Origin of the sequence: Streptomyces sp. NBC_00239, assembly GCF_036194065.1 — a bacterium.
GTDB lineage: Bacteria > Actinomycetota > Actinomycetes > Streptomycetales > Streptomycetaceae > Streptomyces.
On record NZ_CP108095.1, the window covers coordinates 749,875 to 763,631 of the forward strand.

A 13,757-nucleotide genomic window follows, 5' to 3' on the forward strand; every position below is an offset into this window, starting at 1 on the left:
CGGGGGTCAGAGTTTCGTGGCCGCGTGGACCCGGTTCAGGTGGATGAGGATGTCGTAGGCCCGGCCGATGGCGAGGGTGGGGAGCGGGTCCTTCTTGAAGACCGAGCCGGCCTCGTAGACCGGGCGCGGGGTGTTCAGCCAGTTGCGGCCGGCTGCGGGCAGGGTCCGCAGGTCGAGGTAGTAGTCGCGGTCGCGGACCCGGTCGAGGGTGTGCTCCTGCATGTCCGGGGTGGCCGCGGGGACGGTGACCTCGCCCCACGCCCCGCCGAGGGCGGTCGCCGTGAGGAAGGACCCACGGTTGAAGGTGAAGCCGATCGCCGCGTAGCCCCGGCCGAGGGCGTTGCGCAGGAAGGCGCCCTGCGTCGTGGGGTACATGAACGGGTCGGTGGCCAGGTATCCCACGTGGCCGTTGTGCGCCGAGAGCAGCACCTTGTCGCCGGTGCGGTGGTGCCACCAGGCGGTGTTGTCGGCCATGACACGGTCGCGGAGGTGTTCGGCGGCGGAGACCGACTCGGGATCGGACAGGTCGAGGGCGAGGAAGGCGAAGGTCTGGGCGATGTTGCGGGCGTGCTGTTCGGCCCACGCGCCGGACTCGTCGCCGCCCTTGTGCGCGGCGACCAGGTCGTATGCCCGCTGGGCGGTGGTGGCGTTGCCGCGGCGTTCCGCGAGGGGCCTGCGGAGGTAGCCGAAGGCGTCGTCGAGGGGGCGCAGGCCCGCGTACAGCGATTCGAGGCGCGCGAGGTCCTGGGGACGGCTCGCGCGGACGTACGACACGACCCGGTCGAAGATGTCGTCGCCGAGCCTGGGCGCGCCGACGTCGTTGCCCATGAAGTGGACCTTGCGGCCGGGGTGGCGGTCGTTGTGGCGCCGCATCCAGGCGATGAGGCTGACGAACTCCTCGCGCTCCCAGGGGGATCCGATCAGCGTCTCCTGGGCGATCCGGCGGGCGTCGCCGGCGCCGCCCTGGAGGTATTCGTCGATGCGCAGGCCCGCGGTCCAGCTCATCTCCAGGGCGAAGGTGGTGAAGCCCTCTCCCTCGACGAGGTGCCGGAAGACGCGCTCCTTCATCGCGAAGAACTCGTGCGAGCCGTGGGTGGCCTCTCCCAGTCCGACCACCTTCGCGTCGCCGATCATGGCCGCCAGCGCCCGCAGGTCGGCGGTGCGGCCGCCGGGTTCGGTCGACCGCAGCGGGTGGGCGGCGCGCTCCAGCGCGCGCAGCGCTTCGGCCCGGCGGCGGTGCGTCGCGGCGGCGGGCATGCCGGTCGCGGCGGGACGGGGGGTGGGGGCAGGTGCGGCGGAGGCGGCCGACTCCGGGAGGATCGTGGCCGCGAGGCCTGCCGTGAGGCCTGCCGTCGCGGTGAGAAGCGTCCGTCGGCCGATCGCCGGCTTGTCGTGCGGGGCCATGCTGAGTACTCCTCGTGCGGTGTTCCACTGGGAGAAACGATCATGGCCCGGTCCGGGAGCGGGCCGCGATGGGGGCGCCCTCCGTCCCAAGTGGGGGGATAACCCCCGATCCGCCGGGGCGGTGACCGCCGGGAGCGGCCGGGTGGGCGCGGCGGCCTCCCTGCGCGCACCGCCCGGAACGCGCATCTCCGGAACACGACTCCTCCGGAACGCGCACCGCCCCGGAGCGGTGGGGCTCCGGGGCGGTGACGGACTACGGAGGTCAGGCCGCAGTGATGTTCTCGGCCTGCGGGCCCTTCTGGCCCTGCGTGATGTCGAACGTCACGGCCTGGCCTTCCTGGAGCTCCCGGTAGCCGGTCGAGTTGATGTTCGAGTAGTGCGCGAAGACGTCGGGGCCGCCGCCGTCCTGCGCGATGAAGCCGAAGCCCTTTTCGGCGTTGAACCACTTCACGGTTCCGCTGGCCATGATGTTGCCTCCCAGTCCGTTGCCGGGATCCGCACCGTGCGGACCCGGAGGTGATCGCCCTGGTCCGGCACTGCACAGCAAAACGCCCACGCCAGGGCGCGGGCAGGTACTGCGAACCACGACAGCTGGGAGTGACGCTACACGGTGGAATCGCCTCTCACCAGAGAGCAACAGGTGCGTCTTGAGCGGTGCCTGAGTCTCGCTGGGCCGGACCGCAAGGATCACGCCTGCACACCGGCCGGGCAGACCCTTGACAACCAGTCATGCTCCTGACAGGAGTGGCTTCTCGGCTTTCCCACCCACGCACGGCACCACACACCGAAGGGGGCGATCAGCGCATGACCAAGCCTGAGAGCGCGGGATACGACTACGACGTCGTCATCAGCGGGGGCGGCCTCGCCGGCAGCGCCGCGGCGATCCTGCTCGCTCGACGCGGTGTCCGCGTCGCGCTGCTCGAACGCCGCTCGGATCCCGAAGCGTACAAGGCGCTCTGCACCCATTCCATCCAGTTCAGCGCCGACCCGGTGCTGGACGAACTCGGCCTCCTCCCCGCCCTCGAAAAGGCCGGAGCCGTCCGCAGCGGGGCCCGCTGGTACACCCGATGGGGATGGATCGAGCCGAAGGAGGCGCCGGACGGGCCCGGACTGCCCTACTCGTGGAACGTCAGGCGCAGCACCCTCGACCCGTTGCTCAGATCCCGTGCCGAACAGACCCCCGGCGTCGATCTGCTCCTCGGGCACCAGGTGACCGGGCTGGTCCGGGATGCCGGGCGGACCGTGGGGGTCCGCGCGTCGACACCGCAGGGCGAGCGCGAGATCCGGGCCCGCCTGGTGGTCGGCGCCGACGGCAAGGACTCGGCCGTGGCCAAGCACGCCGGGGTCGCCGCCCGGCAGTACGAGAACGCGCGGTTCGCCTATCTCGCGCACTTCCGCGACCTCCCGCTCCACGGCGGGATCAGTCACACCTGGTTCCTCGAGCCCGACATGGCGTACACGTTCCCCAACGACGACGGCGTGACGGTCATCGCGGTGGTGCCGGACAAGAAGCGGCTCCCGGCCTTCCGGGAGGACCTGGAGGGCAGCTTCCTCGCGTTCGTCCGCGCCCTGCCCGAGGCGCCGCCGATCGACGCCGCCGAGCGCATCTCGAAGATCACCGGATTCGTCGACTACCCGCTGCACAGCCGCAAGCCGGCCGCACCGGGCGTCGCGCTCATCGGCGACGCCGCCCTGACCGGCGATCCCCTGTGGGGCGTGGGATGCGGGTGGGCCCTGCAGTCCGCGCAATGGCTGACCGAGGCCGTCGCCGCGGCCGCGGCCGGCCGGGGCGACCTCGACAAATCGCTCGCCCTGTACGCGCGTAGGCACCGCCGCCGGCTGCAAGGCCACCAGTACCTGGCCGCCGACTTCGCCACGGGCCGTCCGTTCAACCCCGTGGAGCGACTGATGTTCTCGGCGGCGGCGCGCGACGATGCGGTGGCGCGGCACATGCACCGGTTCGCCAACCGCCTGTTCGGTCCGCTTCGGTTCCTCAACCCCGTGGCGGTCGCCAGGGCCGCAGCCGTCAACCTCAAGCACCGCGGGCCGACCGCACCACCCGCCCACCTGTCGCGCACGGGGTCGTGACCGGCTCCCCCTCCCCCGGGACGCCGCGCGGCCGCGCGGCGTCCCACCGGCTGCGGCCGGCCCCGCGTCAGCGCGTCGCCGGCATCACCGCGGGCGAGTTGGCGCCGGAGACGAGCACGCGCGGCGTGCCGCTGCCGTCCGCCGGCACCGTCCACACGTCGTTCGTGCCGTCCCCGCGCTGGAGCCCGTACGCGAGGGTGCTGTCGTCGATCCAGGCCGCCTGGTCGTCCACCGTCCGGGTCTCGGCCGACTCGGTGCGCCGCAGGGTGGCGAGGTCGAGGACGGTCAGCCGCCAGCCCTTGGCCGGGTCGGCGTCGACGGCCTGTTTGAAGGCGACCCGGGTGCCGTCCGGGGACAGCGACGGGCACTCCACGTTGTCCGCCAGGCTGCGCAGGGTCCGGGCCGCGAGGTCGCCCTCCACCAGCGAGCGGGTGCCCGCGCTGGAGACCGTCGCGTAGAAGCGGTTGCCGTCGGCGGCGAAGGTGACGCCCCAGACGTTGATGTCCGCCGCCCGGTGGCGGCGCCCCTGCCGGTACACCGCGAACTCCTCCAGGGAGCGGGTGATCCGGCCCGTACGCGTGTCGAGGATTCCGGTGCGGGTCGAGAAGCCGCCGCCCGCGTACGAGTCCCCGCCCACGAACAGCGTCCAGGCGACCATCCGGCCGTCCGGGGAGACCCGGGTCCGGTTCGGCAGGCCGGTCAGGCTGACCGTGCGCCGGACCCGCTGGGTGGCGTCGAGGACCAGGAGCCGGGGGCCGCTCAGTGCCCCGGTGGGGGTGAGGCAGGCGGTGGTGCCGCCCGCGGTGTACGCGCGGTCGCAGCGCTGCGAGGTGACGGTCCGCGGGCCCGCCGGGTCGGCGAGGGACACCGTGGACAGCAGGCCGTTGCTCAGCACCTGGAGCCGGGGACCGGGCGCACGCCCGCCGTCCGGGGAGGCCGCGGCGACCGGACCGGGGCCGTGGCCGGGGGCGGCCCCGGCGTCGGCGGCGTGCCGGCGGGCCAGGACGACGGTGGTGGTCGCCACGGCCGCGAGCAGGACGGCGGCGAGCACGGTCACCATGATCCTGACTCGCTGGGTGGGGGCGTTCATTCTGACGTACCAGTCCTTTCGTCCGGGTTCCGTTTCGCTTCCGGTTCCCGGGTCGTGGGCACGGCGGGTCCTGCCGTGGGGGTCGCGGTCCGGGCGGCCCCGGGCGCCAGCAGGTACGCCGTCGCCACCGCGCCGACGACCACGCACAGGGCCGCGCCCCGGCTCGCCGCCGCCTCGCCCCACGCCTGCCACGCCAGCCCGAACAGCACGGACGAGCCCAGGTAGGCCAGCGCCTGACCGCTCTGGATGACGGCGATGCCGGTCGTCCGCAGTCGTTCCGGCAGGACGGGGGCGGCGAGTGCCATCAGCACGCCCTCGGTGGCGGCGTAGAAGACCCCGTTCAGGCCGACGACCAGGACCATGAGCAGGGGGCCGTCGAGCGGGCCGTGCAGCAGCAGGTAGACCAGCGCCAGCACGCCGTAGCCGCCCAGCATCACGGGCAGCCTGCCGACGCGGTCCGCGAGAGCGCCCAGCGGGGCGGCGAGGAGCAGGTAGGAGAGGCTGGTGCCGACGGCGAGCAGCGGGAACCAGCCGATGGAGAGCGACTCGCGCCGCTGGAGCAGCAGGTACACGAAGCCGTCGCCGATGGTGGCGAGTCCCAGCACGCAGGCGGCGGCCACCAGCCGCCGGACGGGCCCGGTACGCAGCAGCCGACCGACGGCCCGCGGTGAGACGGTGCCCGTCGGGGGCCGGGACTCCCGGTGGTCCCGTACGAAGAGGACGAGGACCAGCACGCCCAGGGCCGCGATGCAGAAGCTGGTGACGAAGACCGCGTCGAACGACTGGCCGGCGGCCGTCAGCACGGCCAGCGCCACCAGGGGGCCGGCGAAGGCCCCGATGCTGTCCATGGCGCGGTGCACGCCGAATGCCCGGCCGAGCGCGTCGCCGGGCGCGGACAGGGTGATGAGCGCGTCGCGCGGGGCGGTGCGCAGCCCCTTGCCCGCCCGGTCGGCGGTCAGCACCAGCCCGATCGACGACGCGGAGTTGCCGACCGCCACCAGGCCGAGCTTGGCCAGGGCGGAGAGGCCGTAGCCGGCGCCGGCGACCGCCTTGCGCCGGCTGGTCCGGTCGGCCACGTATCCGCCGGCGAGCCTGAGCAGGGCGGTGGCCCCGGTGTTGAGCCCGTCGAGGACTCCGTAGGCCGCCGGGCTGAGCTGCAGGCCGAGGACGAGGTACAGGGGCAGGACGGCGCTGACCATCTCCGCGGAGACGTCGGTGATCAGGCTGACGGAGCCGAGCGCGAGGACGTTGCCCCCGACCAGGGTCCACCTGCCGCGCCGGCCGGTCCCCGGCGAGTCGGTCGGGTCGGCGGGCAGCTCCTTCCTGCCGATCGTGGAGAGATACACGGGGTTGCGACCTCCGGATGGGGACGAGGGGGGATGAAAGGGGATGACGGCGGCGGGGGGCCGGATGCCGCCCGCGCGCCGCCGGAGCGGTGGCGCGGGCGGCATCCGGCCCGGTCGGGCAGGGGCCCGGAGCGGTGGAAGGCAGCAGGCAGCAGGCAGAGCCGGAGCGGCGAGCGGAGCGGACGGGATCAGTGGCAGGTGCCGGTGCCGCTGTCGTTGTACGTCTTGCCCGCCTCGGGGACGAACTGCCAGTCGTAGCTGTTGGCGTGCAGCGTCAGCTTGAGGACGCCGAACGTGTTGTTGTTGCGGGCCTCGCTGTTGGGCTGGATGGTGCCGAAGCCGTAGAGGCTCGCGCCGCCCATGCCGGCGACGAACTGCCGCAGGCCGCGCGACGTGTCGAGCTGGCCGCTCGGGTTCTGCGGGGCGAACCGCTCGTACTGGTGGTTGTGGCCGGTCAGGATGACCTCGGCGTTGTTGTCGTACAGGGCCTGCACGAGCGGCCCCGTCGCCGGGTCGGGGCCGTGGCTGGAGCTCGACGTCCACCGCGGCTTGTGCCAGTAGGCCACCGTGCACGGCTTGGTGCTGGCGGCGAGGTCGGCGCGCAGCCACTGCTCCTGGGCAGAGCCCGCCGACATGCCGGTCTCGGAGTTCAGCGAGACGACGTGCCAGTTGCCGAGGTCGTACGAGTAGTAACCCTTGCCGGCCGTCCCCGCGTTGGCGCCGAAGTAGTTGTAGTACGCGGAGGCGCCCGAGGTCAGGTAGTCGTGGTTGCCCGGCGCCGGCCGGGTGCGCGCCTTGTGGCGGCCCCAGGTCGGCTCGTAGTACGTGGAGAAGTCCGACGCGGTGCCGTTCGGGTAGGCGTTGTCGCCGACGGTGAACACCGTGCCGGAGATGTTGTCGAGGAGGTTCGCGGTCGCGGTGTCGCCGGAGCCCGAGGTGGCGATGTCACCCGCGCCGACGAGCACGGGGTCGCCGCTCGGCGGGGTGGTGGAGCCCGACGGGGTCGGCGTCGGGCCGCTGCCCGTCTCGACCACCAACTGCGGTGCGGTGGCGCCGCTCTCGCGCGCGTCGTAGTCCGCCCCGTTGCTGCTCGACGAGGTCACGCCGATGCCGAAGGTGCCGTTGGCCTTGACGTACGAGGTCACGTCGACCTCGTACCAGGTGTTGCGGGAGACCGAGCCGAGGGTGCCGAGGACGGCGCCGTCGATGGAGGGACGGTTTCCGTACGTGACGGACGTCTCGGACCACGAGGTGTTGGACATCGCGCGGAACGTGCCGCCGGTGCTGCTCTCCGCCCCCGATATGTCGTCGACGTGCATCCGGAGCGTCGCTCTCGTCACTGGCTGCGTGAGGCCCGTGACGTCGAACTTCAGGAACATCTGCTTGACGGGGCTGTTGTCCACGCCGAGCTGCTGCGAGGTGCCGTAGTTCGTGCTGGCGAACTGGTTGTCGACGTAGGTGTCGGCGGTCGGCGAGAACGTGATGCCCGCCGCCGAGGCGCTGGGCGCCAGGGCGGTCAGGGCGGTGGCCGCGAGGGCGGCCGAAGCGAGGACGCCGACGAGAGCCACCGTGGTGGTCTTGCGACTGGGCATGCGAAACCTTTCGCTTGCGGGTACGTGGGCGCCACGGAACGTATGGGCTCGACGATGCGCCCCGATGATGCGACGAGGTTGCCCAGGTGTCCCTTGGGTGAACCACACGCATCGAGTCCCGGTGGGCGGGATGGCCGCCGCGGCCACTTCCCGTGCCCCTCCCGCGAGTTCGCGAGCTGCGGGCCCTGCCGGTTCGGCTCGGCTCCGGCTCCGGCTCCGGCTCCGGTGGAAACGGCGGTACCCCGCCCCGCGGGGGCGGGGGGCGGGGTACCTGTGTCCGGCGCGCGGGAGAGCGGACGGGAGGGCGCCGGCTCCTCCCAGGGGGTGCCGTCACGCTACGCCAATGACGGCTGAAACAACACTCCTTGATATGGCCGAATTTCGACTCTCAAGGTGACGCTTCCGGTCGCCTTACGGCTTGGTGACCTCGCGCGTCAGCTTCGACTGCCAGGGACACCAGACCGACCGGGGCAGGAGCGCACCGCCGACCTCGGCCAGGTGGTCGTCGACGTAGTCGATGCTCGCGTCGCACACCTCCATGGCCATGCCGAAGAACCGCACCGAATTCGGGTCGAGCTGGAACTTCCACGGCTTGTTGTACGCGGCGGGCGTCTTGATGATCGTCCCCATGACGCCGACGTTCTCGGTGTCGACACCGCTGAGCATGTTCCTGGCCTGCTGTATCTTCGCCGCGTCGGTCAGCTTGAAGACGAAGGTGTCCGTGCCGTCGGTGAACTCGAAGTAGGCCGCCGACGCCGCCGGGCGCACTTCCGCGCCACTCCCGAGCTGCGCCGCCTGGGCGGGCTGGGCCAACGCAAGGGTGAACATCGCGGCCGCCGTAAGACCGCCGGCCTTGGTGATGGTTCGTCGCATGACTGAGCCTCCATTGTCCGTTGAGCCGCATTTGCGACCCGGATGCACAGAACCTAATCGGGACATCGCAGCATTAGTCCTTTCTGCATGGAAACTGGCTTGAACAGCCCCACAGCTTCTCAAAACATGCGTAACAGTGGCTCATTGGAGCGATGAGGGACGAAAAGGGTTCACTCCGCACAGCGGAAATCTCGGTGAACGTGACGCAAACGGCGGGCGGAGCCGATGGCCGATCGCGGCCGCAGTACGCCCGGAACGTCCTCGTCCGGGGCGGCAGAGGCCGGCCTCGGGGTCGCTCGGGGGCGGGGACCGCTCACGGACCACTCCGGCGCCGGGTGGGCCACACCTCGCCCGCCGCGCGGCTCGCGGCGGTGGGCGCCATGCCGCACGGCCCGTCCGCGCTCCCCCGTCCGGCCGGGCGGACGGGTGAAAAGCGCGTGTCCGATGTCGGGGCCGCGCGTGGTGGCGGGCGGAGGCGCGGAAGGTGGCCGCAGGGTCGGGGCACGACTCGGAAGGGCGAGGGAGCGACGCGATGGACCTGTTGCCGGTCGAGATCAAGGTCAACGTGGAAGGCGGTGTGGCGGCGGCGCTGTCGGCCCTCCGCGGGTCGAACGGCGCCCTGCGGACACGCCGTATCTGGTTCGCGGAGGTCCGCGACGGCGTCGCCCAGGGGCGGTTGCCGCTCCTGGAGGGCGGGGTGATCGTACGGTTCAGGACCGGTGGCGGTCCGGACGACCTGACCGTCAAGCTGCGTCCCTGCGAGCGGGAGCAACTGGTCGGACGGTTCTCCGCCCCCTTCGAGGAGGAGCCGTTCACCTACCGGATCGAGGAGGACTGGTCGGCGGCCGGGCGGGTCGCGGCCGCCTCTCTGGTGCACGCTCACCGGCCGGGGGCCCTGCTGGGAGCGGTGGCGCCCGGGGCCGATCCCGGCGAGCCGATCGACGCGGTGCAGGACCAGTTCGTGCACGCGTGCGCGCCTCCCCTCCGGCTGGACGGGCCGGACGAGCTGGTCGCGCTGGGGCCGGTCGTCTCGACCAAGGCCGACGACGTCCCGCTCGACGGCCTCGACGTGAACCTGGAGGCGTGGTCGGCCGCCGGTCTGGAGTTCCTGGAGGTCTCGGTCCGGGTGAAACCCAAGGACGGGGAGGACGCCGACGAATTCACGGCGCGGGCCGAACGCAAACAGCGGAAGCTGACGGAAGCCGTGCGGGACCGCGGAGTGACGCTCTCCGAGCAGTCCGAGAGCAAGACCCGGCGCGTCCTCATCGCCCTGGCGGAGGCCGCCCGGTTGCGCTGATCAGCGCGCCGTCAGTCCTGTTCCGCGCTGGACAGGGCCTCGGTGATCAGGCGGGTGGCGAACGCGCGGTCGTCGGTGAGCCGGTTGATGTGCTCCGCGAGCAGGAAGGCGGTGGCTTCCAGGGGGTTCATCTCGCCCTCGGTCCAGTCCCCGTACTGCTTGCGCCAGAGGTTGGGGCTCAGGTCGGTACCGGCGGCGATGACCAGGCCTGCCATGGTGGGGATGGCCTCGGGGCGAATGCTCCTGGGCATCATGCGCATCGTGGCCACCAGACTGGGGACGACGTACTCGATGACGTCCTTGTCGTGGCTCTCGTACGCCATGCGCAGCCACTGCATGAACATGTAGATGAGCGTGCACGCGCCGTCCAGCAGGTCCTGCGCCTCCCCGGGACTCAAGGAGGCGGCGAACTGGGCGGTCAGCAGCTGCTGTTCGGCGTCATTGTCGGGCGTGCCGTCGTAGACGGCCTTGAGCCGGGAGTCGGTCAGCATGAGCGCGGCACCCACGTCGCCGGCGGGAGCGCAGGCGGGGTCACAGGGCGATGACACGGATCCTCCTCGTGGGACCGCGCAGGCGGTGCGGCCCGTTCCCACGCTAGCCGCCCGATCAACGGCGGGTCTGGCAAACCAGGATGAAGCCCCCTGAGGGCGGACCACGTACGAACGGTCCGCATGCGATCACCGAGGGGCGCCCCCATGCTCGATTGATCAATGACGTGACCGCCGCGGCCCGCGCGAAGTCGTGGGCGTCGCGGGTTGCGGGGTGGCGGGGGCTCCCGCATAGTCCGAAGTATGGACGCGCGCGAGAGAGCGCTCCGGCAGGCTTACGGCCATGCCGTCCACTGGCTGGAGAGCCTGTCCGACCGCCGGGTTCCCGCCCGCGCTTCGGTCGAGGAGATCGTGCGCGCGCTCGGTGTCGAGCTGCCCGACGGTCCCAGCGAGCCCGCCGACGTCGTCGACCTGCTCGCCACGGCGTGTGAGCCCGGACTGACCGCGTTTCCCGGCGGCCGCTTCTACGGTTTCGTGATCGGCGGCACCGAGCCCGCCGCGCTGGCCGCGGACTGGCTGGTCAGCGCCTGGGACCAGAACTGCGTGCTGCGCGCGGCCTCGCCCGCGTACGCGGCGGTGGAAGAGGTCGCCGGCGCGTGGCTGCTCGATCTGCTCGGCCTGCCGGGCGACAGCGCCGTGGGCTTCACGACGGGCGCGACCATGGCGAACTTCACCTGCCTCGCCGCCGGGCGCGACGCGGTGCTGCGGCGGGCCGGCTGGAACGTCGCCCGCGACGGCCTGGCGGGCGGGCCGCCCCTACGCGTCGTCGCCGGGCAGGACCGCCACATGTCCATCGACCTGGCGCTGCGCTACCTGGGGCTCGGCGAGCCCGAACTGGTCAAGGCGGACGGTCAAGGACGCATCGAGCCCGAGGCCCTGCGGCACGCGCTGGCGGCCGGCGGGCCGGGTCCCACGATCGTGGTCCTCCAGGCCGGAGACATCCACTCCGGCGCCTTCGATCCCTTCGCCGAGGCGATCCGCGCCGCCCGTGAGGCGGACGCGTGGGTGCACGTCGACGGCGCGTTCGGGCTGTGGGCGGCCGCCTCCCCGGCGTACGCGCACCTCACGGCGGGCTGCGCCGGCGCCGACTCCTGGGCGACGGACGCCCACAAGACCCTGAACGTCCCCTACGACTGCGGCCTCGCCATCGTGCGCGACCGGTCCGCGGGCCGGGCGGCGATGGGCCTGCACGGTGATTACCTCATCCTGCACGAGCACGGCGACCCCTCCGACAAGGTCCCCGAACTCTCGCGGCGCGGCCGGGCGTTCACCGTATGGGCCGCGCTCAGGTCGCTCGGCCGGTCAGGTGTGGCCGACCTCGTCGAGCGGCTGTGCCGCCACGCCTCCGCGTTCGCCGCCGGCATCGCCGGGATCGACGGCGCGACCGTCCTCAACGACGTGGTGTTCACACAGGTCTGCGCAGAATTCGGCGACGACGCGCGGACGGAACGGGTCCTGGCAGCGCTGCTCGACGACGGCACGGCGTGGATCAGCGGATCCACCTGGCACGGGCGACGCGTCATGCGCATCTCGGTGAGCAACTGGTCGACGACCGACGAGGACGTGACCCGCACGCTCGACGCGGTCCGTCGCGCTTCCGGCGGCGCCTGAGCCGATCCGCGCGGGCCGCCGTCGAGCTGCCGGCCGGCCCGGCGCCCGGTCAGAGGCGCGTGGCGAAGACCTGGGTCCAGTAGTTGCCCGGCTGGGCGCGGGCGACGCCGATCTCCTTGAACGCGCAGTTCAGGATGTTCCGCTTGTGGCCCGGGCTGTGCATCCAGCCGGCCATCACCTTCGACGACGTGGTGTAGCCGTAGGCGACGTTCTCGCCGTAGGTGCGCCAGCGGTAGCCGGCGCGGGTGATGCGCTGACCCGGATCGGAACCGTCGGATCCGGTGTGCGACATCGTGCGGTGGGCGGCCATGTCCTTGCTGTGGTTACGGGCGGCCGTCGTCAGCTTCTTGTTGACCTTCACCGCCCTGCAACCGACCTTGGCGCGCTCCTTGTTGACGAGGATCACGACGCGCTCGGCGGCGGTGGGGGCGGGCGTCGCGGAGGCGGCCGCCTGGGCGGCGACAGGGGCAGCGCCCGCTTCCTGGGTACCCAGGCCCGCCATGGCGGTGGGTATGCCCACGACACCGAGGGTGACGGCGCCGATGGCTATCTTCTTGTAGTGCGGGTTCTTGCGGTGCTTCTGCATGCGTGACCTCGTTCGGTGTTCGCGAAGCATCGGCGCCCCAGCGGCTGGAGCCCGACGGGGCCGCCATTCTTAGAACCGCCTCAACGAGCTGGCAAGTCACGGCAGTCTGCGGGCCGCGCGCCGCGCTGGGCCCGGCTTGAAATGGACGCGTCGACATGCAGGGCGGTGGCGGACGCGAGCACCCGAGACGGCTGATCATCCGTCAGAAAGCGGCGCCATCAGGGGATTCCGCTTCGGCGTCTCAGCTGCCGAGACGGTCATTTCGGGGGCAAGGGGAATGCCCGCCCCGGCACCCATGTCACGACATAGCCGTACGGGCCCAGCGGCCGTAATCCTTCCGTGACGCGGTCACTCTGGGTGATCCATGTCACGATCCGGAGGGGGCGTTCGCCGCGTCGGCGGCCGGGCGGGTGGAGACGAGGGCGCCCACCTTGTCGATGCGGTGCTCGGGGTTGCCGCGGTCGTCGCGCCAGAAGTTGCCCGCCGCGTTGTCCTCGGGGGTCGCGCAGGTGGAGATCGTGATCATCGCCCGGGTGGGTTTCACCCCCGGCTTGCCCGGGACCGCGGCCCGCTGCTCGCTCAGCGAGCGCTCCGACCGGAACGAGGTCTTCCTGGTTTCGGTGATCCGGTACTCGTACACGACGCCGTCCGCCGTGACGAAGACGGAGTCGCCGGCGTCGAGGGAGGGAAGGTCGCGCAGCGGCCCGCCCGCGGAGAGCCGGTGCGCCGTGACGAGGTAGTTGCCGATCTCGCCGGGGCCCACCGCGCCCTGGCCGCCGTACGGGCTGGCGGCGAAGCCCTGGTCCTGGATGCGCGTGCCGGCCCGGTCGTCGGTGATGCCCTCGTACGGGACGACGCGCAGGTCCTTCAGGCCGATCTCGGGGATGGCGAGCACAGCGGGCCGATGGCTCGCGACGGCCGGGGCCGCGCCCGTACTCGCGCTCGTGCTCGCGCTCGAGCCGGTGCTCACGCTCGCGGACGAAGCGGCGTGGGGCGGAGCCGGCGGGGAGGCGACGGCCGGGGCCGTCTTCCCCGTGGCGGAGACGGCTGCGGCGGGCTTGGCACCGCCGCCGCCACTCGCCGCGTCGGCCCCGGTGGAACAGCCGACCAGCGCGGCCACGACGGCGGCGGCGAACACGGCGGAGAAGGTTCGGTGACTCAGCATGGCAGTCCAGAGTGAGGGCCAGGCGGTCGTACCGCGGCCTGGAGGTCGGCACCTATCGGGCAAAACGACGGTAGCCGAGCCGCTTTTCGCACAAAAGGGGTCGGGTACGTGACGTCGGCCATGGCGCCACGAGTACGAGCGTGCACGACCGAGTTCC

The 13,757-nt window shown here is 72.2% G+C and carries 12 protein-coding genes; 3 read left to right on the top strand and 9 right to left on the bottom strand.

The annotated features are described in order from the left end of the window. Positions 1–6 precede the first annotated feature (6 nt). Positions 7–1,404 carry an erythromycin esterase family protein gene (locus OG764_RS03400; protein ID WP_328966868.1) on the bottom strand — a complete coding sequence of 466 codons (1,398 nt, stop codon included), beginning with the start codon at positions 1,402–1,404 and terminating at the stop codon, positions 7–9. A 262-nt stretch (positions 1,405–1,666) separates the two neighbouring features. Continuing rightward, positions 1,667–1,870, bottom strand: coding sequence for a cold-shock protein (locus tag OG764_RS03405; protein WP_053683670.1), 204 nt, complete (start codon positions 1,868–1,870; stop codon positions 1,667–1,669). A 338-nt stretch (positions 1,871–2,208) separates the two neighbouring features. Here OG764_RS03405 and OG764_RS03410 point away from each other — a divergent pair, with 338 nt between their 5' ends. Next, positions 2,209–3,492 (top strand): NAD(P)/FAD-dependent oxidoreductase, encoded by a 1,284-nt coding sequence (locus OG764_RS03410; protein ID WP_328966869.1) that lies wholly within the window; start codon positions 2,209–2,211, stop codon positions 3,490–3,492. Between the two features lie 67 nt (positions 3,493–3,559). Here OG764_RS03410 and OG764_RS03415 read toward each other — a convergent pair whose 3' ends face one another. The 4 genes from OG764_RS03415 to OG764_RS03430 form a co-directional block, all read right to left on the bottom strand. Next, entirely contained in the window at positions 3,560–4,582 is a 1,023-nt protein-coding gene (locus OG764_RS03415; RefSeq protein WP_328966870.1) for a hypothetical protein, read from the bottom strand. Beyond that, the gene (locus OG764_RS03420; RefSeq protein WP_328966871.1) at positions 4,579–5,928 is read right to left on the bottom strand and encodes an MFS transporter; all 1,350 of its coding nucleotides are present in this window, start codon (positions 5,926–5,928) and stop codon (positions 4,579–4,581) included. Before OG764_RS03420 ends, OG764_RS03415 begins: the two co-directional genes overlap by 4 nt. 188 nt (positions 5,929–6,116) lie before the next feature. Further along, positions 6,117–7,520, bottom strand: a complete 1,404-nt coding sequence (locus OG764_RS03425) for a CBM96 family carbohydrate-binding protein (protein WP_328966872.1) — start codon at positions 7,518–7,520, stop codon at positions 6,117–6,119. Positions 7,521–7,931: 411 nt separating this feature from the next. Then, entirely contained in the window at positions 7,932–8,393 is a 462-nt protein-coding gene (locus OG764_RS03430) for a BP74-related protein (protein WP_328966873.1), read from the bottom strand. A gap of 532 nt (positions 8,394–8,925) precedes the next feature. Between OG764_RS03430 and OG764_RS03435 the strand changes: the two genes are divergently transcribed. After that, entirely contained in the window at positions 8,926–9,690 is a 765-nt protein-coding gene (locus OG764_RS03435) for a hypothetical protein (RefSeq protein ID WP_328966874.1), read from the top strand. Between the two features lie 11 nt (positions 9,691–9,701). On the opposite strand, the gene OG764_RS03440 is transcribed toward OG764_RS03435, so the two are convergent. After that, positions 9,702–10,238 carry a hypothetical protein gene (locus OG764_RS03440; protein WP_328966875.1) on the bottom strand — a complete coding sequence of 179 codons (537 nt, stop codon included), beginning with the start codon at positions 10,236–10,238 and terminating at the stop codon, positions 9,702–9,704. A gap of 243 nt (positions 10,239–10,481) precedes the next feature. On the opposite strand from OG764_RS03440, the gene OG764_RS03445 reads away from it, so the two are divergent. Continuing rightward, positions 10,482–11,849: a pyridoxal phosphate-dependent decarboxylase family protein gene (locus tag OG764_RS03445; protein WP_328966876.1), complete on the top strand. Its 1,368-nt coding sequence runs from the start codon at positions 10,482–10,484 to the stop codon at positions 11,847–11,849. A 49-nt stretch (positions 11,850–11,898) separates the two neighbouring features. On the opposite strand, the gene OG764_RS03450 is transcribed toward OG764_RS03445, so the two are convergent. Both OG764_RS03450 and OG764_RS03455 read right to left on the bottom strand, forming a co-directional pair. Beyond that, complete coding sequence (locus tag OG764_RS03450) at positions 11,899–12,435, bottom strand: CAP domain-containing protein (protein WP_328966877.1); 537 nt, start codon at positions 12,433–12,435, stop codon at positions 11,899–11,901. Between the two features lie 367 nt (positions 12,436–12,802). Next, positions 12,803–13,600: a class E sortase gene (locus OG764_RS03455; protein ID WP_328966878.1), complete on the bottom strand. Its 798-nt coding sequence runs from the start codon at positions 13,598–13,600 to the stop codon at positions 12,803–12,805. Positions 13,601–13,757 lie beyond the last annotated feature (157 nt).